The organism is Nocardia sp. NBC_01499 (assembly GCF_045040275.1).
In the GTDB taxonomy this organism is placed as follows: Bacteria; Actinomycetota; Actinomycetes; order Mycobacteriales; family Mycobacteriaceae; genus Nocardia.
Map to the genome: position 1 here is coordinate 1,829,719 of NZ_CP109426.1, position 25,197 is coordinate 1,854,915.

At 66.8% G+C, this 25,197-nt stretch carries 22 protein-coding genes; 13 read left to right on the forward strand and 9 right to left on the reverse strand.

Going from position 1 to position 25,197, the window contains the following annotated elements; all coding sequences use genetic code 11:
* Positions 1–82: 82 nt before the first annotated feature.
* Positions 83–379, forward strand: a complete 297-nt coding sequence (locus OG203_RS08280; RefSeq protein WP_040735631.1) for an MTH1187 family thiamine-binding protein — start codon at positions 83–85, stop codon at positions 377–379.
* Between the two features lie 77 nt (positions 380–456).
* Here the strand turns inward: OG203_RS08280 and OG203_RS08285 are convergent, their stop codons facing one another.
* From OG203_RS08285 to dop, 6 genes are all read right to left on the reverse strand, one after another.
* Entirely contained in the window at positions 457–834 is a 378-nt protein-coding gene (locus OG203_RS08285; protein ID WP_405165087.1) for a nuclear transport factor 2 family protein, read from the reverse strand.
* Positions 835–977: 143 nt separating this feature from the next.
* Positions 978–2,336 carry a Pup--protein ligase gene (pafA, locus tag OG203_RS08290; protein WP_397134504.1) on the reverse strand — a complete coding sequence of 453 codons (1,359 nt, stop codon included), beginning with the start codon at positions 2,334–2,336 and terminating at the stop codon, positions 978–980.
* A gap of 196 nt (positions 2,337–2,532) precedes the next feature.
* Complete coding sequence (gene prcA, locus OG203_RS08295; protein ID WP_405165088.1) at positions 2,533–3,303, reverse strand: proteasome subunit alpha; 771 nt, start codon at positions 3,301–3,303, stop codon at positions 2,533–2,535.
* Entirely contained in the window at positions 3,300–4,160 is an 861-nt protein-coding gene (gene prcB, locus OG203_RS08300; protein WP_405165089.1) for a proteasome subunit beta, read from the reverse strand. The genes prcA and prcB overlap by 4 nt, the downstream gene beginning before the upstream one ends.
* On the reverse strand, positions 4,157–4,351 hold the full coding sequence (locus OG203_RS08305; RefSeq protein ID WP_405165090.1) for a ubiquitin-like protein Pup: 195 nt from the start codon (positions 4,349–4,351) through the stop codon (positions 4,157–4,159). Before OG203_RS08305 ends, prcB begins: the two co-directional genes overlap by 4 nt.
* A gap of 160 nt (positions 4,352–4,511) precedes the next feature.
* Positions 4,512–6,011: a depupylase/deamidase Dop gene (gene dop, locus OG203_RS08310; RefSeq protein ID WP_405165091.1), complete on the reverse strand. Its 1,500-nt coding sequence runs from the start codon at positions 6,009–6,011 to the stop codon at positions 4,512–4,514.
* A gap of 132 nt (positions 6,012–6,143) precedes the next feature.
* On the opposite strand from dop, the gene OG203_RS08315 reads away from it, so the two are divergent.
* Positions 6,144–7,352: a DUF418 domain-containing protein gene (locus tag OG203_RS08315; protein WP_405165092.1), complete on the forward strand. Its 1,209-nt coding sequence runs from the start codon at positions 6,144–6,146 to the stop codon at positions 7,350–7,352.
* Positions 7,353–7,379: 27 nt separating this feature from the next.
* On the opposite strand, the gene OG203_RS08320 is transcribed toward OG203_RS08315, so the two are convergent.
* Positions 7,380–8,135 carry a DUF6882 domain-containing protein gene (locus OG203_RS08320; RefSeq protein ID WP_405165093.1) on the reverse strand — a complete coding sequence of 252 codons (756 nt, stop codon included), beginning with the start codon at positions 8,133–8,135 and terminating at the stop codon, positions 7,380–7,382.
* A gap of 64 nt (positions 8,136–8,199) precedes the next feature.
* Between OG203_RS08320 and OG203_RS08325 the strand changes: the two genes are divergently transcribed.
* Positions 8,200–8,727 (forward strand): NUDIX hydrolase, encoded by a 528-nt coding sequence (locus tag OG203_RS08325; RefSeq protein WP_405165094.1) that lies wholly within the window; start codon positions 8,200–8,202, stop codon positions 8,725–8,727.
* A gap of 6 nt (positions 8,728–8,733) precedes the next feature.
* On the opposite strand, the gene OG203_RS08330 is transcribed toward OG203_RS08325, so the two are convergent.
* Entirely contained in the window at positions 8,734–9,444 is a 711-nt protein-coding gene (locus OG203_RS08330; RefSeq protein WP_405165095.1) for a TetR/AcrR family transcriptional regulator, read from the reverse strand.
* A gap of 99 nt (positions 9,445–9,543) precedes the next feature.
* On the opposite strand from OG203_RS08330, the gene OG203_RS08335 reads away from it, so the two are divergent.
* Both OG203_RS08335 and OG203_RS08340 read left to right on the forward strand, forming a co-directional pair.
* The gene (locus tag OG203_RS08335; RefSeq protein ID WP_405165096.1) at positions 9,544–10,443 is read left to right on the forward strand and encodes a diiron oxygenase; all 900 of its coding nucleotides are present in this window, start codon (positions 9,544–9,546) and stop codon (positions 10,441–10,443) included.
* A complete protein-coding gene (locus OG203_RS08340) occupies positions 10,440–12,206 on the forward strand; it encodes a DUF4873 domain-containing protein (RefSeq protein WP_405165097.1) in 1,767 nt (588 codons plus the stop codon). The genes OG203_RS08335 and OG203_RS08340 overlap by 4 nt, the downstream gene beginning before the upstream one ends.
* A gap of 100 nt (positions 12,207–12,306) precedes the next feature.
* Here OG203_RS08340 and OG203_RS08345 read toward each other — a convergent pair whose 3' ends face one another.
* Positions 12,307–12,627 carry a type II toxin-antitoxin system VapC family toxin gene (locus tag OG203_RS08345; RefSeq protein WP_405165098.1) on the reverse strand — a complete coding sequence of 107 codons (321 nt, stop codon included), beginning with the start codon at positions 12,625–12,627 and terminating at the stop codon, positions 12,307–12,309.
* Positions 12,628–12,934: 307 nt separating this feature from the next.
* Here OG203_RS08345 and OG203_RS08350 point away from each other — a divergent pair, with 307 nt between their 5' ends.
* From OG203_RS08350 to OG203_RS08385, 8 genes are all read left to right on the forward strand, one after another.
* Positions 12,935–13,216: a DUF427 domain-containing protein gene (locus OG203_RS08350; protein WP_405165099.1), complete on the forward strand. Its 282-nt coding sequence runs from the start codon at positions 12,935–12,937 to the stop codon at positions 13,214–13,216.
* Positions 13,217–13,424: 208 nt separating this feature from the next.
* Positions 13,425–15,047, forward strand: a complete 1,623-nt coding sequence (locus OG203_RS08355; protein ID WP_405165100.1) for a hypothetical protein — start codon at positions 13,425–13,427, stop codon at positions 15,045–15,047.
* A 192-nt stretch (positions 15,048–15,239) separates the two neighbouring features.
* Complete coding sequence (locus tag OG203_RS08360; protein WP_405165101.1) at positions 15,240–17,045, forward strand: AMP-dependent synthetase/ligase; 1,806 nt, start codon at positions 15,240–15,242, stop codon at positions 17,043–17,045.
* 20 nt (positions 17,046–17,065) lie between these two features.
* Positions 17,066–18,238, forward strand: a complete 1,173-nt coding sequence (locus OG203_RS08365; RefSeq protein WP_405165102.1) for a PucR family transcriptional regulator — start codon at positions 17,066–17,068, stop codon at positions 18,236–18,238.
* Positions 18,239–18,357: 119 nt separating this feature from the next.
* Positions 18,358–20,406 (forward strand): CocE/NonD family hydrolase, encoded by a 2,049-nt coding sequence (locus OG203_RS08370; protein WP_405165103.1) that lies wholly within the window; start codon positions 18,358–18,360, stop codon positions 20,404–20,406.
* A gap of 572 nt (positions 20,407–20,978) precedes the next feature.
* Complete coding sequence (locus tag OG203_RS08375; RefSeq protein ID WP_405165104.1) at positions 20,979–22,280, forward strand: condensation domain-containing protein; 1,302 nt, start codon at positions 20,979–20,981, stop codon at positions 22,278–22,280.
* Complete coding sequence (locus tag OG203_RS08380) at positions 22,274–23,728, forward strand: condensation domain-containing protein (protein ID WP_405165105.1); 1,455 nt, start codon at positions 22,274–22,276, stop codon at positions 23,726–23,728. Before OG203_RS08375 ends, OG203_RS08380 begins: the two co-directional genes overlap by 7 nt.
* Positions 23,725–25,107 carry a condensation domain-containing protein gene (locus OG203_RS08385; RefSeq protein WP_405165106.1) on the forward strand — a complete coding sequence of 461 codons (1,383 nt, stop codon included), beginning with the start codon at positions 23,725–23,727 and terminating at the stop codon, positions 25,105–25,107. Before OG203_RS08380 ends, OG203_RS08385 begins: the two co-directional genes overlap by 4 nt.
* Positions 25,108–25,197: the final 90 nt, after the last annotated feature.

Sequence of the window (25,197 nt, forward strand, 5' to 3'; positions counted from 1 at the left end):
AGGGTAATCTGCTCGGCTGCGCGCGTGCGCGTCGGCGCGCGATTCGCTCGATCACATGTGCGGGGCGGGCAGTATTGATCACATGATCATCGCCTTCTCCGTGACCCCACTCGGCACCGGCGTCGATGTCGGCCGCGCCGTCGCCGAAGCCGTCCGCATCGTGCGAGCCAGCGGCCTGCCGAACCGCACCGACGCCATGTTCACCACCATCGAGGGCGAATGGGACGAGGTGATGGGTGTCGTCAAACAAGCCACCGACGCGATCCTCGAGGTCGCTCCGCGCTGCAGTCTCGTCCTCAAAGCCGACATCCGCCCCGGCGTCACCGACGGTATGACCTCGAAGGTCGAGACCGTCGAGCGCTACCTCGCCGAGGGTTAGTCCGCCGCACGCCCTCTGATTTTCCGCACCACGCGCTGACACGCGTGCGGATGTCAAACGCCGTGCGGCTGAGGGGGCTAGCCCGCGATCGGCGTCTGCTGATAGAGCGCCAGCTTCCATTCGCCGCCCGCGCGCAGGTAGACGCTCGACATGATCCCGCGGAACGCGGGCGCCTCGCCCTCGCCGTAGGCGACGCCGGTGTAGACGAGAATCTTGCTGTCCACATCGGCGTCGACCAGGCGCGGGTCGAGGATCTCGTAGGTTCGCCACGGCGGTGAATCGTTCAGCGCGGCAACAACTTCGCCGCGATCCAGGATCATCCCGTTGGCCAGCACCAGCACCGCGTCGCCGGTCATCAGGGAACCGTAGAAATCCGCTGCCGTGCCATCACACAGCGAGTCCCAGCCCTTACGCTCGACGTCGAGCAGCTCGTTCAGGAGTTCCGTGTCTGCCATACGTCCACGGTAGGCACGATTGCGGCAATCGACATCCGCGTCGGCCAACGCGGCGGAATGAGACGGAATCCTGCGCGAACCAGGCACTAGATACTCGTCGCGAGCTTCCCGCAGCGCAGTCAGAATGCTCGCGGTATCAGCTTTTACATCGAAGCGATGAGGCGATCTACCCGTTCGTCGACCGAGCGGAACGGGTCCTTGCACAGGACCGTGCGCTGCGCCTGGTCGTTGAGCTTGAGGTGGACCCAGTCGACGGTGAAGTCGCGGCCTGCTTCCTGGGCAGCGGTGATGAAGTCGCCGCGGAGTTTGGCCCTTGTGGTCTGGGGTGGGGTGTCGACGGCGGCGTCTACCGCCTCGTCCTCGGTGATCCGCTTGGCCAGGCCCTTGCGCTGTAGCAGGTCGAAGACGCCGCGGCCGCGCTTGATGTCGTGGTAGGCGAGGTCGAGCTGGGCGATCTTCGGGTCGGACAGTTCCATGCTGTAGCGATCCTGGTAGCGCTGGAACAGCTTGCGCTTGATCACCCAGTCGATCTCGGTGTCCACCTTGGCGAAGTCCTGCGCCTCGACGGCGTCGAGGGTGCGGCCCCACAGGTCGACGACCTGGTCGATCTGCGGATCGCGGTCGCGGTTGCGCAGGTGCTCGACCGCGCGGGTGTAGTACTCGCGCTGGATGTCGAGGGCGCTGGCCTGACGACCACCGGCCAGCCGCACCGGACGGCGACCGGTCAGATCGTGACTTACCTCGCGAATGGCACGAATCGGGTTGTCCAGGGCGAAGTCCCGGAACGAGACGCCGGCCTCGATCATCTCCAGCACCAGGGCGGCGGTGCCGACCTTGAGCATGGTGGTCGGCTCGGCCATGTTCGAGTCGCCGACGATGACGTGCAGGCGGCGGTACTTCTCCGCGTCCGCGTGCGGCTCGTCGCGGGTGTTGATGATCGGCCGCGAACGCGTGGTCGCGGACGAGACACCCTCCCAGATGTGCTCCGCGCGCTGCGACAGGCAGAACGTGGCCGCCTTGGGCGTCTGCAGAATCTTGCCCGCACCGCAGATCAGCTGACGGGTCACCAGGAACGGCAACAGCACGTCGGAGATCCTGGAGAACTCACCGGCGCGCACCACGAGGAAGTTCTCGTGGCAACCGTAGGAGTTGCCCGCGGAATCGGTGTTGTTCTTGAACAGGTAGATGTCGCCGCCGATGCCTTCTTCGGCGAGCCGCTGCTCGGCGTCGATCAGCAACTCTTCGAGGACCCGCTCGCCCGCTCGGTCGTGGGTCACCAGTTGGTGCAGGCTGTCGCATTCGGCAGTCGCGTACTCCGGGTGGGACCCGACATCAAGGTAGAGCCGAGCACCGTTGCGGAGGAACACGTTCGAGCTGCGGCCCCAGGACACCACCCGGCGGAAAAGGTACCGGGCTACCTCGTCGGGGGACAGCCGACGGTGACCGTGGAAGGTGCATGTCACACCGAACTCGGTCTCGATCCCCATGATTCGTCGCTGCACACTATCGACATTACAGCCATGTCATGCGCTCGCGTGGGGCTGCGGACAACACGAACGCATACGTCTTCACAACGATTCGGTCCGGCTCACCGCCCAGAGTGGGAAGGATCACCCGCTGCGAACAGAGTTCGGGCCCGTGCACCGGTGTCCGCGATCGCGCTACACCCCTACACGGGCCCGAACTTCTCGTCGGTGATTACTCCGCCTTTGGAGTCTCCTCCTTGGCCGGTTCCGCCGCCTTGGCCTTGCCCTTCTTGGCCGGGCTCAGCAGCTGCGCCAGCGCGGAGTTGGTGACCCGGCGGAAGGCCCGCCGCGGCCGTGCCTGCTCCAGTGCGGCGACCTCGAGCGAGTTCACGTCGAGCACCCGCTTTTCCTTCTCCGCGCCCTCCGGGACACCGGCCTGCAGCGCCCCGACCGCGACCTCGAGCGCACCGGCCAGGTCGAGACCCGGCTTGTAGGACGCCTTCAACGCGGTGAGGATCGGCTCGGTCGTGCCGCCCATCACCACGTATTCGCGCTCGTCGACGATCGACCCGTCGAAGGTGATCCGATACAGCACCGTGGTCGGCGGCTGCTCCGGATAACCCACCTCCGCGACACAGATCTCCACCTCGTAGGGCTTGAGCTGATCGGTGAAGATCGACCCGAGCACCTGTGCGTACGCGTTGGCCAGCGCCCGACCGGTCACGTCGCGGCGGTCGTACTGATAACCGCGAATGTCGGCCTGCAGGATCCCGCTTCGGCGCAGATTCTCGAACTCGTTGTACTTGCCGACCGCGGCGAAGCCGACCCGGTCGTAGAGCTCACTCACCTTGTGCAGCGTCGCGGACGGGTTCTCCGCGACGAACAGCACACCCTTGTCGTACACCAGGACCACGACGCTGCGACCCCGACCGATGCCCTTGCGCGCGAGCTCGGTCTTGTCGCGCATGATCTGCTCGGCGGACGCGTAATACGGCAGTGTCATGCGCGGGCACTCCCTTCTTCGGCAGCCTCGCGATCGGCGACGATCCCTCGGGTGATCGTTTCGAGACGGGACTCGGTCACCTCGACCGCGCCCTCCTCATCGATGACGATCGCCGTCGGATAGATCCCGCGCATCAGATCGGGACCACCCGTCGCGGTGTCGTCGTCGGCCGCGTCGAACAGCGACTCGACGGCGATGCGTAGCGCGCGCTCCTGATCAATTCCCTTGGCGTACAGCTTCTTCAGCGACCCCTTGGCGAAGACCGAACCCGATCCCACCGCGGCATAGCCGAACCGCTCTTCGCTACGTCCACCCACCACGTCGTACGAGACGATGCGGCCGACCTTGTCCGGATCGGTCGCATTGACGTCGTAACCAACCAACATCGGAACCACCGCAAGACCCTGCAGGGCCGCGGGCAAGTTCTCGCGCACCATCTTCGACAGCTTGTTGGACTTACCGTCGAAGGTCAGGGATACGCCCTCGAGCTTCTCGTAGTGCTCCAGCTCCACCGCGAAGATCCGCACCATCTCGACGGCCATGCCCGCGGTACCGGCGATGCCCGCCGCGGAGAAGCTGTCGGTGATGTAGACCTTCTCGATGTCCCTGCTGGCCAACAGGTTTCCCTGGGTGGCCCGCCGGTCACCGGCGATGAGCACGCCACCGCGGTAGCTGATCGCGACGATGGTGGTGCCATGCGGCGCGATGTCCTTCGCACTGTTGGCGCTCAAACCCGCGCCATCGATCGGTCCGAACTTGTTGCCTGGCAACATTTCCGGAGCGTGCATGCGGAGGTACTCGGAGAAGGACGAGAGGGCGTACCCCAGGTGGAGACGCGAGGGGTCACCTACTGTCACTGGCCGCCTTTCTGAACGTACGCACGGACGAAGTCTTCGGCGTTCTCCTCGAGCACATCATCGATCTCGTCGAGCAGGTCGTCGGTGTCCTCCGCCAGCTTCTCACGGCGCTCCTGACCGGCGGCGTCTACACCCTCCGGACCGTCATCCTCGTCGCCGCCCCCGGCGCGCTTGGTCTGCTCTTGTGCCATGGCAGCCGACCTCCTCTGTCTTCATCATGATCGGAGCTCCATTCTGAGCACGGCCCCGATCATGAGCAATGTCCGTGCTCGTTCTTCAACACTACCCAGCCGAACCGACACGATGTCGTATTCCGTACCGATGTGGGCCGAGTCGGTACCGGTCTCGTGCTCAGGTTGTGAGCTGTTCCACAAGATCGGCGGCGGAGGTCACGCCGTCCAGCAGCTTGCCTACGTGCGCCTTTGTGCCGCGGCGCGGTTCCAGGGTCGGGATGCGGACCAGCGAATCGCCGCCGAGGTCGAAGATCACCGAATCCCAGCTCGCCGCAGCGATGTCGGCACCGAAGCGGCGCAGGCATTCGCCGCGGAAGTAAGCACGAGTGTCGGTGGGCGGGTTGGTCATCGCGTCGAGCACCTGCTGCTCGGTGACGAGACGTTTCATCGAGCCACGGGCCACCAGGCGGTTGTAAAGGCCCTTGTCCAGGCGCACGTCGGAGTACTGCAGATCCATCAGGTGCAGCTTCGGTGCGGCCCAGCCGAGTCCCTCGCGCTGGCGCATGCCCTCGAGCAGGCGCAGCTTGGCCGGCCAGTCGAGCAGGCTCGCGCACTCCATCGGATCGCGCTCGAGCAGATCGAGCACCATGGCCCAGTTCTCGATGATGTCCTGGACGCGCTTGTCCTCGTTGCCGGTGCGATCCATGAACTTGATCACCCGGTCCAGGTAGACCCGCTGCAGGGCGAGCCCGGTGAGCTCACGGCCGTCGGCGAGCGCGACGGTGGCGCGCAGCGTCGGGTCGTGGCTGATCGTGTGCACGGCGGTGACCGGGCGGGCCAGCTGCAGGTCCGAGAGGTCCTCGCCCGCCTCGATCAGGTCGAGCACCAGCGCGGTGGTGCCGACCTTGAGGTAGGTGGACATCTCGGCCAGGTTGGCGTCGCCGATGATGACGTGCAGCCTGCGGTATTTGTCCGCGTCGGCGTGCGGCTCGTCGCGGGTGTTGATGATGCCGCGCTTGAGCGTGGTCTCCAGGCCGACCTCGACCTCGATGTAGTCCGCGCGCTGGGACAGCTGGAATCCGGCGTGGTCGCCGGACTGCCCGATGCCGACCCGGCCGGAACCGGTGATCACCTGGCGCGACACGAAGAACGGGGTGAGGCCGAGGATGATCTGGTTGAACGGGGTGTCGCGGCTCATCAGGTAGTTCTCGTGGGTGCCGTAGGAGGCGCCCTTGCCGTCGACGTTGTTCTTGTACAGCTGCAGGCGGGGGGCGCCTGGCACGCTCGACGCGTGGCGCGCGGCCGCTTCCATCACCCGTTCGCCCGCTTTGTCCCAGATGACCGCGTCCAGCGGATCGGTGACCTCGGGCGCGGAGTACTCGGGGTGGGCGTGGTCGACATACAGCCTGGCGCCGTTGGTGAGGATCATGTTGGCCGCGCCGACCTCGTCGGCGTCGATCACCGGCGCCGGACCGTTCATTCGACTCAGATCGAAGCCGCGCGCGTCGCGCAGCGGCGACTCCACCTCGTAGTCCCAGCGGGTACGTTTCGCGCGCGGCACACCCTCGGCGGCGGCGTAGGCGAGCACGGCCTGGGTTGAGGTGAGGATCGGGTTGGCCGACGGCTCGGTTGGGGTCGAAATGCCGTACTCGACCTCGATTCCGATGATGCGCTGCATGCCCCGAGCCTAACGGGCATCGTCGGGCGAAGTCCGTCCGCAGCCCGTACACACCGGTGGAGCCCAATCTCATACCGCAGGTGGTACTTCCGGAGGACCCGCGCAGGCGCAGGTCGGCACGATAGTCAGGGCATGACCGAATCTCTCGCCGATCCGCACCTCGGCACCGCGGGGCGACACCGTGCGGTAGACGCGCCCGGGCACTCCCGATTGGTCGCGCTGGATGTGCTGCGCGGTATCGCGATTCTCGGCACCCTCGGCACCAACATCTGGATCCTGACCAACCATGAGGGGCTCGTCGGATACATCAGCGAGTTGAAGGAGCCGGCGACCGGCTGGCTGTGGGCCGAACGGGCGCTGCAGCAGGTCGCGCAGGGCAAGTTCCTCGGGCTGCTCACCGTCATGTTCGGGATCGGGCTCGCCATCCAGCAGGGCTCGGCGCGGCGTGGCGGGCGACGCTGGCCGGGCAAGTATCCGATCCGGGCCGGGCTGTTGCTGCTGGACGGACTGCTGAACTTCGTGTTCGTCGCGGAGTACGACGTGTTGATGGGGTATGCCATGACCGGGCTGCTCGTCGCCTTCGTGCTCGCGACAAGCGAACGCGCGCAACGTCGTTGGCTGATCGTCGCGGCGGGCATCCATATCGCCATGCTCACCGCCATCGGGCTGGCCATGGCCTTCGCGCCGCGACCGCCGTCGGCCCCGCGCAAGCCCCTGGACCCGAATCCCTATGCGGACGGCTCGTTCTGGGATCTCGTGGTGTTCCGCCTGCACAATGTTGGTGAGTTCCGCTCGGAGACGGTCTTCGTGTTCTGGATGTCGGTGGCGCTGTTCCTGCTCGGCGCCCGGCTGTACCGGGCCGGTGTCTTCCGGCCGGAGGGTGCGCGGATTCGTCGGTGGCTGATGATCGTCGGCTTCGGCGTGGCCGCGCCGATCGACCTGATCGCCGGTATCGCGGGCAACGGCGACTACTTCCTCTTCACCCGGTACGGCACCGCACCTGTTGTCGCGCTTGGCATCCTGGCCTTGGTCGCGGAGTTCTACCTGCGCAGGCCTCGGGTCGGCTTCCTCGGTCGTCGCCTCACCGAGGTCGGACGAGCCGCGCTGAGCTGCTACATCCTGCAGAACCTGGTGGCGTCGATCCTGTGCTACGGCTGGGGTTTCGGCCTCGCCGCTCGGGTCTCCGCCGACGCACGGGTCCCGTTCACCGTCGGCATCTATCTGCTGGTGTCGCTCATCATCATGACCGGGGCGCATCTCTGGTTGCGGCGCTTCGAGCGCGGCCCGGTCGAATGGGCATGGAACCGCAGCTTCCAGGCACTGACCGGCGGCAAAGCCTGAACGAATCGGACGCGCGGTCGGCATGACTCAAAGCGAGTTGGCCGACTGCGCTTTCGTTTCCGACGGCAGCTCGATTCGGTCCATGACCACGCCGACGTCCACGTTCGCGACGAGGCCTTCGTCATCGAATTCGATGGTGCCAGCGACGCCGGAGCCGCTGAATTCGAGCAACCGATAGTCCTCCAGGAAACCGGTGGCCAAACCCCGTCTGCTCAGGTAACTCTGGGTGGCGCGCCGATGCTCGGCCAGCGGCAATGCGCCGATGCCGTGGGCGAGTACGCGCGCCAAGACGGCCGCGCTCGGCGGCGGTAATACGAAAGCCGGATGCTCGACGAGAAACGCAACGCAGGTGCCGTCGGTAACGCCGCAGTACGAACTCCAATGCCCGGAAATCACTTTCGCGGCGTCCGCGAGCAGCCCCGCCACCTGGTGCGGTTCCGGTGTCGCGCGCCCGAGCGCGATAGGCATTTCCGCAGCGCACAATTCGGCGACGCCGTATCGGAAGCCGAACTCGCGCACCATCCGTGCGACCCGGATCAGCGGCGGCGCGAAACCCCAGGGATTCGCCCATGCCCACAGCCAGGTGTCGGCGTCGGCGGTGCCGAGCAGGTGAAAGTCGGTACACACGAATGTCTGGTCTTCGCCGATGAATTCGAGCCGACGCTCCTCCATATCGGCCTGCCACCGGTGCGGACCGAGCACTTCCTCGACGTGCAGGCGATGCTCGAGCGAGAGCAATCCCGCATCATCGAGCAGCCTCGTCAGGGGCACAGGTTCGGACACCGGCATGAGCGTAGTCAACACATTCCCCCTCGTACGTATCGTCCGGTGCCACTAGTTTCAGGTGGTGACGTTGGCCGACCGTTATCCGTTGTTGCACACCCCGACCCACTGGGCGTGGGGTGATATGGACGTTCGGTTCGCCACCGAAGCACCACCCGACGAACTGGTCACCAACATCCACGTCGTCTGCTTCGTCGGCGACAATATCGTGCTGTGCCGCGACGACCGCGATATCTGGTTGCTGCCCGGCGGAACTCGCGAGAAGGACGAATCCATCGATGCGTGTATCCGCCGCGAGCTCCGCGAAGAAGCAGGCGCCAACCTTACCGGCCCGGTCCGCTGGCTCGGCGCCCACTACGCCACCAGCAAACTAGCTGCCCCCTTTCGCGATTGGCAGCCGCACCCGCACAAGGCCTGGCTCTGGTGCGCCGCCGACGTGGTGCTCGACGCCGCGCCGACCAACCCCGACGACGCCGAGCAAATTCTCGAAGTGCGCGCGGTTCCCCTCGCGGAGGCGCTGCGACTGGCCCGCACGGATGGTGATTACGTGGCCGAATTGATCGCCCTGGCGGTCGAATTGCACCGCCCCTGACGGGAACTACTTGGCGCGCAACGCTTCCGGCCTGGCGAGCAGGTCGCCGACGACCACGTCTCGTTCCAACGGGACGCCGAGACTGCGCGCGTTGCCTTCGAACAGCGCGAGTACCGATTCGGTGAGAATGCCCTCGACCTGGTCCGAGGCGAGGGTGGTGGCCGGGTCGGCGCGCCAGCTGGTCACGACGCCGTCGACGAAACCGATGATGCCGAAGGCCATCGGACGCGCACGGCCGGGATCGATGCCGAAGCGGGACAGCCAGATGGCGAACAGGTCGGCCAGCCGACCGCCGATCCGATCGCGCGCACCGGCCAGCGACGAATCGCCCTGGGTCGCGACGCCGCCGATGAAGCGGTGCAGGTTCGGGTGGCGTTCGACCCAGCGGACGTAGGTGCCGACGGCGCCGCGGACGGCATCGCGCACCGTGCCGTCCGGCGCGAGCGTCGGCATGATCTGCGCGAGTAGCGATTCCAGGATCTGGCGGCGGATCTGCTCGTCCAGGTCGGCGCGGCCCTCGAAATGGCGGTAGACAACCGGGCGCGGCAGCTTCAGGCGGTCGGCGATCTGTTGCACCGACACCTCGTCGCCGTATTCCTCGATGACGGTGATCGCGGCGTCGATGACGTCGGCCCTGCGCTGTGCCTTATGTCCGTTCCAGCGGGTAGCGCGGCCGTCAGCGACGGGAGACTCGAGGTTTCCGCTGGTCGTGGTCACAGAATCACGATACCCGCAACATGGTTGACTGCGACAGACTGTCTCACTAATCTGAGTGTGACAGCTCGTATCGGTTAGTTGACATGTTGGAGAGCAGTTATGGGCAACGACGCCGCACTGATCCCGCAAGAGTCCTTCGCACAGCGCCTACTGACCGGATCGGTCAAGAAGTCCTACGACCCGGTGGTCGACATGGACTGGGACGCGCCGCTCGATCCGGACAAACTCTTCCTCCCCGCCGAGGTCCTCTCGCTGTACGGCACCGAGCTGTGGGAGTCGATGACGCCGCAGCAGCAGCGCGAACTGTCGCGTCAGGAACTGGCCAACGTCCTCTCGGTCGGCATTTGGTTCGAGAACCTGCTGAACCGACTGTTGTTGCGCGAGTTGCTCGCCGACGACCCGACCACCCGGCATTCGCACTACACCCTCGTCGAAATGGGTGACGAGTGCAGGCACATGATGATGTTCGGCAAGCTGATCGACCGCATCGAGGCGCGCCCGTACTGGCCGCGTCGCGCGGGCCGGTTGGCGATCGGTGTGCTGCCGATCTTCTTGCGCGGCTCCATGACCTGGGTCGGCGCGCTGGTCGGCGAGGAGATCTTCGACGCGATCCAGCGGCGCACCCTGGACGATCCGGAGTTGCAGCCCTTGGTTTCTCGCGCGATGCGCATCCATGTCACCGAGGAGGCGCGCCACATCGGTTTCGCCCGTGACGCGCTCGCTCGGATGGTGCCGACCATGTCCCGCGCCGAACTCGCTTACACCAGACTGTGTGTCGCGGTCGCCGCGCCGCTGTTCGTCTACCTGCTGACCAACCGGCACATGTACACCCGCGCCGGTCTGGACGGGCACGCGGCCAGGCGGATCGCCACCAACAACCCGGACGCCAAGAAGGCGCTCGGCATCGGCGCCGCGAATCTCGGTGTGTTCCTGCAGAAGCAGGGCCTGATCGGGCCGGTCGGCGAGTGGATCTGGCGGCGACGGGGGCTGCTCGCATGACGCGCGACCCCGAAATCGTCATTGTCGGTGCCGGTTTCGGCGGTCTCGGCATGGCCATCGAGCTGCGCAAGGCCGGCATCGACGATTTCGTCGTGCTGGAGAAGGCCGACGAGATCGGCGGCACCTGGCGGGAGAACACCTATCCCGGCGCGGGCTGTGACGTGATGTCGCTGATGTATTCGTACTCGTTCGAGCCGAACAAGCGGTGGACGCGCATGTTCGCCCGCCAGCCGGAGATACTGGACTACCTGCGTCGCACCGTCGACAAGTACGACCTGCGCAGGCACATTCGCCTGCACGCCGAGGTGGTAACTCTCGACTTCGATGACGCGGCCGACCGCTGGGATATCGGCCTCGCGGACGGGCGGCACTTCCGCCCGCGCCTGGTCGTGCTGGCGCCGGGCCCGCTGCACGAGCCATCGGTGCCGGACTTTCCGGGCCGGGATACGTTCCGCGGCAAGAGTTTCCACTCGGCGGAGTGGGACCATGACTTCGACCTCAGCGGCAAGCGGGTCGCGGTCATCGGAACCGGTGCCAGCGCGGTGCAATTCGTGCCGCAGATCGCCAAAGAGGCCGCGCGGGTGACGGTGTTCCAGCGCACCCCGCACTGGATCGTGCCGAAGCCGGACCGTCGGTTTTCCGCGGCGGAGCATGGGATGTTCCGGTATCTGCCCGGCGCGCAACGGCTTTACCGCTGGGCCATCTACTGGGGCTACGAGTCCATGATTCCCGCGTTCATGAACCCGGAGCTGATGCGGCGGGTGGAGATGGTCGCGCGCGGTCATCTGCGCCGTCAGGTCACCGACCCGGATCTTCGCGATCGGCTCACCCCGGACTATCGGCTCGGCTGTAAGCGAATCCTGGTGTCCAACAACTTCTATCCCGCATTGCAGCGCGACAACGTCGACCTGGTGACCACGCCCATCGCGGGTATCACCGAGTCCGGCGTCGCTACCGTCGACGGTGCCGAGAACGACGTCGACGCGATCGTCTACGGCACCGGGTTCAAGATCTCCGACCGATTCGCCGATCAGCACATCGTCGGCGCCAATGGCCTTGCCCTGCAAGAGGCTTGGCGCGACGGCGTGGAGGGTTTCCTCGGCGTCGCCGTGCACGGTTTCCCCAACATGTTCCTCATCGTCGGCCCGAACTCCGGCGGCGGGCACCAGTCGATCGTCTTCATGATCGAGGCACAGGCCCGCTACATCCGTCAGTGCGTCGAACTGCTGCGCAAGACCTCGAGCACCCGGATGGAGGTGCGTGCGGCGACCCAGCACGAGTTCAATCGCCGCACCCAGCAGAAACTGGCCGGCACGGTGTGGAATTCGGGTGGCTGCGACAGCTGGTACCTGGACGAGCACGGCGTCAACCGCGCCGCGTGGCCCGGCTCCAGCGTCTCCTACTGGCGCACCATGCGTCATCCGGACCCGGGCCACTACGACCTCACCGTCGCCGCGGATCGCGAACCGGCACACGAGTATTCGGGCCCGGCCACCCTCGACTCCCCCGGCTCACTACTTCCGGTGACAGTCGCGCTCAGCGGCCACGCCGACCCCATCGACGGCTGCTACCACTGGTACGGCCGCATCACCGCCACCGACGGCGCCGACCTCCCCGACCCCGGCCGCGCCGAGGTCTTCCTCACCCTCCCCGGCCGCTTCCCGACGGCAGGCCGCCTCCAGGAGCGAGACCCCTGGGGCAACCTGCGCATCGTCGGCATCGGGGACCCGCCCTACCCCCTGGAGCCCGCCGAGGTCCATTAACCACTGGGGTCATGCCGGGGCTGGGGCAGAATCGACCGTCGTCGACGGCGAAACCAACCCGACGCCTGCAACGGAACTACGACTGCGTACCCACGCGGTGTCACGGCACGAGGAGCAGCTGACCGGCCTTGGATCGGACGATGGAGAAGTGCTTGCGGTCTAACGTCGCGACAGCCGTGACCGGGAATCGTTCGGCCACGGCCACGACGGACGCATCCGCCGTGCCGAGCGGGAGATCGGAGTATTTGTCGACGAGCTGACGGATCCGGTCCAGATCGTCGGCGGTCGTGTCAACCACGATGAAGGCCCCTTCAGCCACGTCCTGTAGAAACGCCAGCTCGGCGGCTGGGCCGCAGCGGCGTTCCAGCAAGATGGCTGCCTCTGTGAACACGGGCGCCGGTACCGCCCCGGTCGAGTTCATCCCGAACAATCTCCTTCGCCCGCTCGCCCAGATCGGGCTCGGCGGAAGCGATGCCATCGCTGTGGAACGTACGTCGTCCCGACTTTCGGACGAGCTGACGCAGCAACGCAGTGGCGGCCGGTACCTGGTCGTCAGGCACAGCCTCCGCCAGCCGAAGAAGCTCCTCGTGAGCAGCAGTCATGCTGACAGTGTAGTTCCCGAACAATGGCCAGCGTCTGGCCCTTCGGCGACCCGCCCTACCCCCTGGAACCCGCCCAGGTCCATTAACCACTGGGGTCGCGGCGGGGGCTGGGGCAGAATCGAAGGTATGGCAACGGCAACCTGGCAGGGCCGGGTCCTCGCGAGCAGCGACGACACGGTCATCGTCGAAGGCAACCATTACTTTCCACCTGACTCCGTGCAGACCGAGTTCTTCCAGCCCTCGCAGACCAATACGTTCTGCCCGTGGAAGGGCACCGCCAGCTACTACACCGTCGTCGTCGACGGTGAAACCAACACCGACGCCGCTTGGTACTACCCGGATCCGAAACCCGAGGCCGCCCAGATCAAGGACTACGTGGCCTTCTGGCGGGGCGTGGACGTCGTCTGAGCACCAGCCGCACGCCTGAATCCGCCTGTGTCAGCGCAGCGATGCGTGGTGCGGGAAATCAGTAGGCGTGCGGCGGTGCGGACTTGGCGTTCGCACAAAGAATCGGCGGCAGGTTCGGGATTCTGCCGATACCGTGCGGTCCGATCATGGGGTGGGCTGGATCACACGGCGGTGCGCGGCACCGTCGAGATCGAGCTGGAAGGCCCCCATGACACTGTTGTCACCGCGGTTCGCCGCGGTGAGCGTGCTCTGCTGCGCGCTCACCGCCGCCACGGCACCGCTGCACGCGAGCGCCGACCCTGGCCAGACCTGGTTTGTCAGCGCGACGGCCGCGGCAGGCGGAAATGGCACGGAGGCAACACCTTTCAATTCCCTGCTGGCCGTCCAGCAGGCGTCGGGTGACAGCGACACGATCATCGTCCTGGCCGCGCCACTGGGCACTCCGCCCCTGGACGGCGGCATCGCCCTCAAACCGGGCCAGCACCTAGTCGGCCGCCAGGCCCCCGGAAGCGTTGCGGCCGTGGCCAATACAACCGACGCCAACGACGGTGACGCGGTCCGCTTGGCACCGGACACCGAGGTCAGCGACCTCACCGTCACCAGCGCCAAGCGCGGCGGCATCTATGGCCACAATGTCGGCACGACGGTCCTCACCGGCAACTCGATCGCCGCCACCAACCGCGCCTGCCACGACGGATTCGTGGTGCAGCCCTTCCCGCCGATGCTCGGCGTCCCGTTCGGCATGTCGCTCCCGGTCGCCCCGAACGTCGTCGCACTGAACAACGGCTGGGCGGGCATCATGATCGACTCCGATGGCGGCGCGAGCACGCTCACCATCGAGCGAAACACCGTGCACGACACCGCGTGTGGTGACGGCATCGACGTACGCACCACCGGCACCGCACAGGTCACGGCCACCATCACCGACAATCTGACCGAGAACATCAACGAGGGCGTCGCCAAACTCTCCGTCCTCGCCGTCGGCATGCAGAGCACCGGCACCTCCTCGCTCACCGCCTCGGTGCGCGGCAACACGCAACGCAATATCGCCATTCCGGCGAACGACCCGCTCAACGCCGTCGCCGACAGCGAGGGCATCTTCGTCAATGCCGCCGACCGTGCCCGCATGCGAATCACCATCGACCGCAACAGCTATCGCCACGGCGGCGGCCACTTATCCGCCAACGGCATCGAATTCGTCACCAGCAACGGCACGCCGGACAGCGAAGTCACCCTCACCAATAGCGAATTCATCGATGTCCCAGGCGATATCGTGCAGAACCTCAATCTCAGCGCCGAGGGCGCGCGGCACGTGATGACTATCGACGGCCTCACCGCGTCCGGCTCCAATTTCCCTGCCGCGGTATTGAATCCGTACGTGCCTGGCAATCTCGGCAGCTGCCTGTTCTCGGCCAGCTTCGGCCGCGACAACACGACCGCACTGACCCTGCGCGACGCGCACCTGAGTCAGTGCAGCGCCGACGGCATCGGCGTCTACGCCTACTCCCCCAGCGGCCCCGCCCCCGCGACGGCGACCATGAGTTTCGACATCGCCGACACCACCGTCAGCAACGCCGCGGTAGCCGACCTGCACGTGCGCACCGTCGGCGACCTGGCCGAGCTCACCGGCAAGGTCGAGAACTCCCGATTCGGCGGCGACATCGTCCTCGGCCAGAGCGACAGCACCCTCGGCGCCGGCTCGGTCATCGACTTCGGCGGCGGTCGCCTCGGCAGCACCGGGAACAACTGTTTCGCGCCGACCACCGCGGCCGCCCTTGCCACACCGAGCCTGCCGGTCGACCACCCGGGATCCTGGCCGACCTGTCGCTGAAACCGGATGCAGGCAAAACAGCACCCGAGCGACCCTATTTGGTCAAGTGCACAATGTCGTACGCCACACTCTGCGCGTTTGTCGCTAGCGCACACACTCGCTCATGCGTTCTGCTGATAGATGACGATGAGGTCATCCGCGTCCCCAGACGACCGGCATGGCCTCAGCCCTTCAGTAGCAGAGGTTAGGTTCTTGGTTTCATCGACAGTCCCGGCGGCCGTCCGCCCGGACACGCTATGTGCGGCGTTCCAGTCAAACGTCGCGAAGTACCCGGATGCGGTGGCGCTGCGCACGCTCGGCGGTGCCGTCTCGATCACCTGGCGTGAGTACGGCGAACGAGTGCAGGCCATCGCGACGGGGCTCGCCGCGCTCGGCATCGAACCCGGCGGCACGGTCGCGATCATGCTGACCAACCGCCCCGAGTTCCACCTCTGCGACACCGCCATCCTGCACACCGGCGCGACACCGTTCTCGGTGTACAACACCAACCCGGTCGACCTGCTGGTCTACCAGTTCGGCAACGCGGGCAACAAGGCCGTCATCTGCGAGCGCCAGTTCGTGCCGAAGATCCTGGAAGCCGTCGCCAAGGCCGCCGAGAAGGGCATTCACGTCGAGCACGTGATCTGCGTCGACGACGCGCCCGAGGGCACCATCGCGCTGTCCGACGTCGAGAAGGCGTCCGGGGGCGACTTCGATTTCGACGCAACCTGGCGCAAGGTGCAGCCCGATGATCTGCTCACCATCGTCTACACCTCCGGCACCACCGGCCCGCCGAAAGGCGTCGAGCTCACCCACACCAACTTCATCGAAAACGCCCGCGTCCTAGAACAATTCGGCGGTGGCGGCCCGGACGACCGGGTGATCTCCTACCTGCCCGACGCGCACGCCGCCAACCGCTGGTTCGCGCACTACATGACCATGCTCGAGGGCTGCCAGATCACCACCGTCCCCGACTTCAAGCAGGTCGCAACGGCTTTGACGGAAGTGCACCCGAGCGTGTTCCTCGGTGTGCCCCGAGTGTGGGTGAAAGTCAAAGGCGCACTGGAGGAACGGTTCGCCACCGAGTCGCCGGTCAAGCGCCGCCTGATCGACTGGGCGATCGGCGTCGGCCGCAAACGGGCCCGCGCCGCCTCCGACGGCCGTCCCCTCGGCGCGCTCGATCAACTCCAGTACGCGCTCGCGGATCGCCTGGTGCTCGCCTCGATTCGCAGCGGCCTCGGCCTGGACAAGGTCCGCGTCGCGGTCACCGGCTCGAACGCGATCCCGCCGGAGGTGCACGAGTTCTTCCTCGGGCTCGGCCTGCCGCTGTGCGAGGGCTACGGCATGAGCGAATGCACCGCGGGCGCCACCCTCAACGGACCGGACCGGGTGAAGATCGGCACGGTCGGCACCCCGCTGCCCGGCGCCGAGGTCAAGCTCGCCGACGACGGCGAGGTGCTGATCCGAGGCAAGATGGTGATGCGCGGCTATCGCGGCGACCCGGCCAAGACCGCGGAGGCGATCGACGGCGACGGCTGGCTGCACACCGGCGACATCGGCACCATCGACAGCGACGGCTACCTGTCGATCATCGACCGCAAAAAAGAGCTGATCATCAACGCGACGGGCAAGAACATGTCGCCCGCCAACATCGAGAACACGGTCACCGACAACTGCTCGCTGATCGGCACGGTGGTCGTCATCGGCGAGCAACGGCCGTTCAACACCGCGCTGCTGATCCTCGATCCCGATCTGGCCGCCGCCTACGCGCAGCGGCACAACCTCGCCGGGACCACCGTCGCGGAGCTGTCGAAGGACCCGCAGATCCTGACCGCCATCGAAGAGGGCATCGCCGCGGCGAACAGCAAACTGTCCAGGGTCGAGCAGATCAGGAAGTACATCGTGCTCCCGGAGGTATGGGAGAACGGCAGTGACTACCTGACCGCTACTGGCAAACTCAAGCGCAAACCCATCTCCAGCGGCTACACAGATACCATCGAAGCCTTGTACGCGACATAAGTCCGGGAAGAAGAACCAGCATGATGCCATCGCGGACTCGGGTGTTCGACGATCTCCATCGGCGCACCGCGTCGATGCTCGACGGGTTCTACGCCGAGCTGCCGCCGTACCAACGGCTGCCGCAATCCTTGGTGGAGACCGACTTCGCGCGCGGCACCAAGCTCAACGTCGACCTGTTCTTCGAGTACCTGCGCCGCGGCGAGGAGCCGACGGAGGAGGACACCAGAGAACTCGTCGAGCTCGCGATGGACCGGCTGCGCGACGGCACCCCGCTCACCGAGGTGCTGGAGCGCTACCGGCTCGGCGCGGCGTTCATCTGGGAGCGGTTGCGCGCCTCGGCCAGCGCGCCCGAGCGCGAACTGCTGCTCGACGCCTCGCTCGTGCTGCTGAAGTACGTCACGCTGATCACCTCGCGGATCGCCACCGCGGCCACCCAGCGCGTGCACGACCCGCGCTGGGAGCTGCTCGAGCGCAGACGCGGCATCGCCGACGCGCTGCTCACCGGCCGCGACCCGGTGGAGTGGGCGAACGATCCGGTGATCCCGGTGGCCGACGCCTTCCTCGTCGCGGTGTTCCGCCTGTGCGGCACCCGCGGCGGGCCCGCGTCGGCGCTGCGTCATCGGGTGGAAGCCATTCCCGGGGTGTTCCTGCGGCTGGACGCGGGCGGCTGGACCGCCTTGATCCCGCTGCAGGCCGGTGACGACGGGTCGGCCACGCTGTCCGGGCTCACCTCCCGGCTGCCCGTGCAGGAACCGGCCGAGCCGCCGCCGTACTGGGTCGGTGTCGGTGCGGCCCGCAGCAAGGACGCCATCCCGACGATGTACGCCGAGGCGCGGGTACTCGCCGAGCTCGGCCGCTGCCTCACCCGGCGCGACATCCTGTGCCGCAGACAGGATTTGCAGTTCGAGTACACCGTCGCGGTGAGCGACGCGGCCCGGCCGGGGCTGGCCTCGGTGCTCGCACCGCTCGACGCGCAGCCGATGCTCGCCGAGACCCTGGAGGTGTTCGTCGACAGCGGTTTCAATCAGCTCGCGACGGCACGCCAACTCAACGTGCACCGAAATACGGTGACCTATCGGCTTTCTCGGGTGCACGAGCTGACCGGGCTCGACCCGCATCGCCCCGCCGACGCGATGACCCTGTCCGCCGCACGGTTGGCCAGGCGACTCGAATCCGCCGCGTTCGCTCCGTAATCGACTGCGGCGGAACAACTTTTAGGCAGGCCCAGTTTCGGCACTCGATCCGCGGTATCGGCCGACGGACGGGTAGCTAGCCGCCCGGCCTCGACCATAACCAGCAAAGGTTCAGGTAGTTGAGAATCGCATACCGGGCTGCCCGCCGCTCCGTGCCGGTCGCCGCCATCACCGCCGTCGGATTGATCATCCAGCTCGCGCCAGCGGCACACGCGGTGCCCACCGCCGGACCGGTTCCGAACGCGCCAGCGAACTTCGGCCTGCCCGCCGACTATCAGCCGACGCCGGAACGCTACGGCATCGCTTACGAACTGGGACAGATCGTTCCGCTTTCCGACGGCACCCAGTTACAGACCGAGGTGCGCTACCCGACCGATCCCGCCACCGGCCAGCGCGCCACCGGCGACTTCCCGGTCGTCGTCAACTTCACCACCTACGGCGCGGTGTCCAGCGCGCTCGCGGCGGCGGTGACCAGCGTGATCGACACGCTGCACATCCAGCTGCCCGACCAGCTCAGGGACGCGCGGCGAATCATCAACCAGGCCACCAGCGCTCAGGACATGCTGGTGAAACGCGGCTACATCGAGGTGATCGCCGACGTGCGCGGCACCGGCGGCTCGACCGGCGCGTGGAACCCGGCGTCTCGGCAGGACGGCATCGACGGCGCCCAACTCGTCGACTGGGCCGCGAAACTGCCCGGCGCCAACGGCAAGGTCGGCATGTACGGGTACTCGTTCCCGGCGCTGTCCGCGTTGCGCACGGCCGAATCCGTCTCGCCCGGTTCGCCGTTGAAGGCGATCGTGCCGATGGCCATGCCGAACAACATCTTCAACGAGGTGCTCGGCCACGACGGCATGATGAGCCCGATCCTGCTCACCGCCATCTCGGTGCTGGTGCCGTATCTGAGCCTGATCGGTCCGTTCCTCACCGCGGTGGTCTCGCCGCAGCTGTTCATCAAGACCCTGGTCGACCATCTGCAGGCGGCGGTCTCCGCGGACAGCACCATCAAGCTGCTGCTCGAGGCGTTCGGCGGCGGCTCGCTGGCCTATGACGGTCAGTTCTGGCAGGACCGCCGGTTCGAGACCGACCTGAACAAGGTCGTCGCGAACGATATCGCCATGTACCAGGTCGGCGGCCTGTGGGATCTGTATCAGGAAGGCCCGTGGCGCAACTACTCCCAGCTGCAGAATCTCGCGGCGGGTAAGGACCAATTCGCGCCGATGGCGCCGGGGCAGGCCACCGACGGACGGTTCCAACTGCTGATGGGTCCGTGGTACCACGTCGGTCTCGGCTTCGGGCCCGGCTCCAGGATGGACACCGACATGATCACCCTTGCGTGGTTCGACCGCTGGCTCAAGGACATTCCGAACGGCATCGACAAGACCGATACTCCGCTGCACGTCATCGACCCGAACAATATGGCGGTCGCGACCGCCCGATACCCGTTCGAGCAGGCCGGAATCCAGCAGCGGTACTTCGACGGAGATCGCCTGGTCACCCAGCCGCCCGCGGTGGACGACGCGTCGGATCGCCTGGACTACACCGGCATCGACACCCTCTGTAACCGGCAGAGCCTCGGCCAGTACAGCGCCGGGCTGTTCGACTTCCTGTTCCGGCTGTTCAACGCCTACAACCCGTGCACGGAATGGGTGCAGGAACCGACCGCTGGTCGCCGCTACACGATGGACCCAGTGACCGAGCCGACCGTGCTGGCCGGGCCGAGCAGCGTCACCCTGTACGCGTCCTCGACCAGCGACGACGCCGCCTTCCAGGTGTGGCTCGACGATGTCGCGCCGGACGGTTCGGCGGTCAATATCACCGGCGGCTCGCAGTTGGCGAGCCAGCGCACGTTGAACGACGAAAAGACTTGGCGCGCAACGGATGGCACCATCTACGCGCCGGAACACGTGATCAGCAAGGACGCCGAACAACTGCTGACGCCCGGCGAGGTGACCGAGCTGCAGGTGAAGATCCGCCCGACCTTCTACCGCCTCGAGCAAGGACACGCGCTGCGACTTCGGATTACCAGCGGCACCTTCCCGTCGACCATGCCGATCCCGACCGACCTGCCGCGCCTGCTCGGCTCGTCGCAGCAGATCCACCGGGACGCGGCCCGGCCGTCGAGTCTGGTCGTCCCGCTGGCACCGGCGTCCGCCTTCGGCGCCTGAGACAGGGGCCGGATCGACCGGAACGGAGTGCGGCACAGGTCACGTTTAGCCCGCCTTCATCCACGGGACCTGTAAAGATCTTGCAAACCTGGGATGAATTCCAGGTGCATTGAGACACCTTGTCCGGCAATCTATCAGCTACCTGAACATTAAGCGTTTCACATCCCCGCTGGCAGCGGCGTTGCACTCGGCCATTGCGCCGCCCGCAACGCCGTTGTCCGCGATTCCGGGGCAAATACCGGTGATCAGGCTCACCGTCACATTCACCAAGAATTTCTTCTACAGTTTGTCTCGTTCCGGTCCGACGATGACGTCCCGGGACCGTTCGGACAAAGTTCTCGGATGCAGGCCGAAATTCTTGTCACTATTCGGATCGGCAATTCCCTTTCCGCGCTTGGGGATCGTCGATGGGCAGCTGAAGGTGTGTCATGGAATTCATCGAACTGGCCGATTATCCGTTGCCGAGCGGCCGTGTGATCGAGTGGCTCCCGACAGCCACTTCACACTGGGCCGACTGGCCGCGAGATACTCGTGCCGTTTCCTATAATCACGAGCATCATCTTCGAGATGCGGTGGAACACAGTCGAATACGGGACCGGCGCCACTACTGGCTCGGGCACGCGTTCCGGATCGACGGACCGCTCGACCCACAAGCCTGGCGTACCGCCTTGGACGCCTGGATCGACCGACACGAGGGTCTGCGCTCGCATGTCGCCATCGAGGGCGGCCAGCCGGCCAGGTACACCTTGCCGCCCGGTGAGATCCGGGTGCAACCGGTCGACGCGGGCGCGCCGACCTCGACGATGGCAACATATCGCCTGGTCAACGGCTTACTCGACGACGGAACGTCACCGCTGCGGTGGCCGTCCTACGTCTGCGTGACCATTGCCGGTCGCAACGGCGTCACCGTCATCTTCGCCGCCGACCACTCGATCATGGACGGCTACTCCAGCGTCTCGACCAGCGGCGAATTGCTCGCCCTCTACCACGCTGCCCGCGCCGGTGAACCCGCACAGCTGCGCGACACCGGGAGTTACGTCGACTTCAGCCAGGACGAACGCATCCGCGGCGCGGCGACCACCGCCGACCATCCCGCCGTCGACACTTGGCGGACGTTCTTCCTGGAGGACACCAACAACGACAGCCCGGCCGGCACCCTCAGCCGGGTCGCGGCGGCGCCGATCGATCTCATCGACACCGCCGAGGCGCCGCGCCGAGGGGCACAACGCACCCTGTCCGTCGAGGTGCTGGACGCCGACGCCGCCGACGCCGCCGCACGGATAGCGCGCGAGCACGGTCAGGGTTTGTTCGCCCTGTTGCTCGCCGCGTTCGCGGTGACCACCACCGAGCTCGGCGCTGGCCGCGATTTCCGCACGGTGATCCCGCTACACACCCGTTCCGACCCGCAGTGGGCCGAGACACTCGGCTGGTTCGTCGGGCTCGCCCCGTTCCAGCTCGATTGCGGAACGGCGCGCACGCTCGCCGAGTTGATCACTCCGGCGGGCGAGGAACTGCGCCGCACCAACGGCGCCGCGACGGTGCCGTTCGCTCGGGTGTGCGAACTGCTCGGCACCCAGCCCAGCATCTCGTTCATGGTGTCCTACATGGATATTCGCTCCGCACCCTGCGCGGCGACCTGGACCGAGACCGGCACCTGCTGCCTGCGCAGCAGCAACGTGTCGACCAACGAGTTCTACTTCTGGATCGCCCGCACCCCCCTTGGCGTGACCCTCAACATGCGTTATCCCGGCACCACCAAGGCAACCCGCGACGTCCACCGCCATGTGCTGCGCATGCGCGATCTCCTCGCCGAGCTCACCCGCTATGGAGATGCCCGAATCCGTCCGATCGAAGGAGCGCCGCTGTCATGGTAGAGATGACCCTCACCGAACACTGGCAGCCGAAACCCGGCGTGCTACTCGAGTTCACCACCACCGCGGCGAGCCAGGCTGCCACCGAAACCACCGCGCCCTCCGACGTTCCCGCGACCTATCTGCAGGAATCGCACATCCGCCGCTGGTCGGCGCGCAGGCAGACCGACGACCCGCTCGCCTCCGAGCTCTCGTTCTGCTTCTCGGTCGCGCGCCCGCTCGACGCGGACGCGCTACGCCGGACCTACATCGCTTTCCTGCAGCGCCACGAGACCTTGCGCTCGTGGTTCCGGATCGACGAGTCCGACGGCGGGTTCGCGCTGACCAGGTACCTGCTCGACCCGGCAGCGGTCGACCTGGAAACCCATACCCTGGCCACCTTCACCGACAGCGGCGAGCTGCGCGACACCCTGGTGGCCAAGTTCAAGGCCAACGCGAATCCGACGCGCTGGCCCGCGATCGTCTGCTGCGCGATCGATCACGGCGCGGACGGATTCACCGTCGTCTACAGCGCCGACCACGCGTTCACCGACGGCATGTCGGTGCTCACGTCCACCTACGAATTCCACGCGCTCTACACGGCGTTCAGCACCGGTCAGGAGCCGGTGCTTCCGCCGGTCGGCAGCTACGTCGAGTTCGCGAGGAACGAGCGTGCCGGCGTCGCCGCGCAGCCGCCGGAGTTGGCGCAGTTGGCAGGCCTGCTTGCCGAGAAAGCGCATGGGGTCCGCCCGCTGCCGATCGAGCTAGGCCTCGCGCCCGGTGAGGTGGCCGACAGCTTCGGCACCAAGGTCGACATGCTCGATGCGGCCGAAATCGACGCGTTCGCCACGGCGTGCAAGAACGCGGGCGGTTCGTTCTCCGCGGGGCTGTACGCCGCGGTCGCCCTCGCCGAGCTCGAATTCGCGGGCCGGACAAGCTATCTGGGCATGAATGTGGTCGGCACCCGCAGCGAGCCGCAGTACCAGCTCGCGCAGGGCTGGTTCATCAACCTGATGCCGATCGCGTTCGATCTCGAGGGGGCGCACCGGTTCACCGAGCTGATCGGTCGCGCCGGTGTCGCACTGGACTGGACCAAGCCGCTGGCGAACGTGCCGATCCACGCCGCGCTCGACCGGGCGGCCGCGCTCACCGGAGCGCCGCTGCCGGTCACCACGGACTGGCCGTGGGTGTCCTACCTGGACATGCGCGCGGTGTCCGGTCCGGCACTCGAGGCCGCGATGCCCGGCGTCTCCGAGATCAACGGTCTCGGCTCCCGCAGCAAGATCGGGCAGACCTCGCCGATCTGGTTCAACCGCGAGGTGGAGCGGCTGCACGTCACGATGATGTACCCCGACACTCCGGTCGCGCACAAGTCGGCCGCCGACTACCTGGGGCAGATCCGAACCACCTTGCGCGCCATCGCCGCCACCGGCGATTACGCGGTCACCGCACCAGCTCTCGCGAGGTCATGATGCAGTTGCTTTTTCTCGACCAACTGAATGCACCACCGGGCACCCTGCTCGAATGGACCGCGGTCGCCGAGCCCGGTCCGACACCGGACGCGACGCCCCCCTCCTCCAACCAGGCCATCCACCTGTCCTCGAACGGGCCGACGACCTGGCTCGCCGCGACCTTCGACGTGGCGGGCCCGATCGACGAATCCGCGCTGCAGACCGCGTTCTCGGTGTGGCTGCCGCGCCACGACGCGCTGCACTGCAGCTTCGAACCGCCGTCCGACGGCAACCCGCCGTCGGTGCACGTGGTGGTGGACAGCGATATTCGGCTCCTCCCCCGGCCCGCCGTCGAGACCGCGACCACCGAGGACCTGCGCACCGTCCTCGGCGACCGGCTCGACCAGGCGTGCTCGCCGTTCACCTTCGCGCCGTATTTCCTCGGCGCGATCAGCAGGCCCGAAACCTCCACCGTGGTGTGTGGATTCGATCATGCGGTGTGTGACGCCTGGTCGATCACCATCGCGGTGGCGGAGCTGGACGAGCTGTACCGTGCCGCCTGCGAGGACGGCCACGACGGCGCGAGCGCGGCCGCCGACCGGCTGCCCGAACCGAGCAGCTTCCTGTCCTACTCGACCCGCGAGGCCGCCATTCCGGCGGCGGCCACCGGACCGCTGATCCGCGGCTGGCGCGACTTCCTGCACGCCGCGGGCAACGACCTCCCGCACTTCCCGCTCGATCTCGGCCTGCCCGCCGGGTCGGTGGCACCGTTCGGCAGCGACGTTCGCCTGCTGCTCGGCGCCATGGCGACCGATGCGCTGCATCGCAAGTCGCGGGCCGACGGGTACTCGATGTTCGCCGCGCTACTCGCCGCGGTCGCGATGGCCGCCGCCGAACTCGGCGGCCGCAGCGGGACCGACCTGGTGTTCCCGGTGCACACCCGGCGAGAGCCGAGGCACCACAACACCTTCGGCTGGCTGGTGTCGAACGCACCGGCACACGTCGCGGTGGCACACGATTTCTGCGCCACCGCACAGGGCGCCGACGACGCGGTCCGGGTCGGGCAGCGGCTCGCGCAGGTTCCGGCCAACCGGGTGCTCGCCGCGATGGGCGGCGATCTACGCCGGACCAGGCAGGACCTGTTCAGCGTCTCGTATACCGACTACCGTCGACTACCGGGCGGTTCGCGCAGCGACACCACCCGAACGGTGCCGCGAAATCCGGCACAGCTCAGCCGCAGCGCGCCGTTGGACGACGTCCAGCTGTGGTTCACCCGCACCGACGACGGGCTCGCACTGCGCACCCGCTTCCCCGCGACGCCCACCGCGGGACCGTTGATCGGTGAGTTCCTCGACAAGGTCGCCGGGACCCTGTCCGCGGCGATCTCGGTTCGGGTATGAACGGCCGATGGCGATCCACAAAGCACAACTGTGTGGTAGCCCAACCCGATAGTCTCAGCACAGGATCCAGCGAGGAATTTCTCGTGAAAG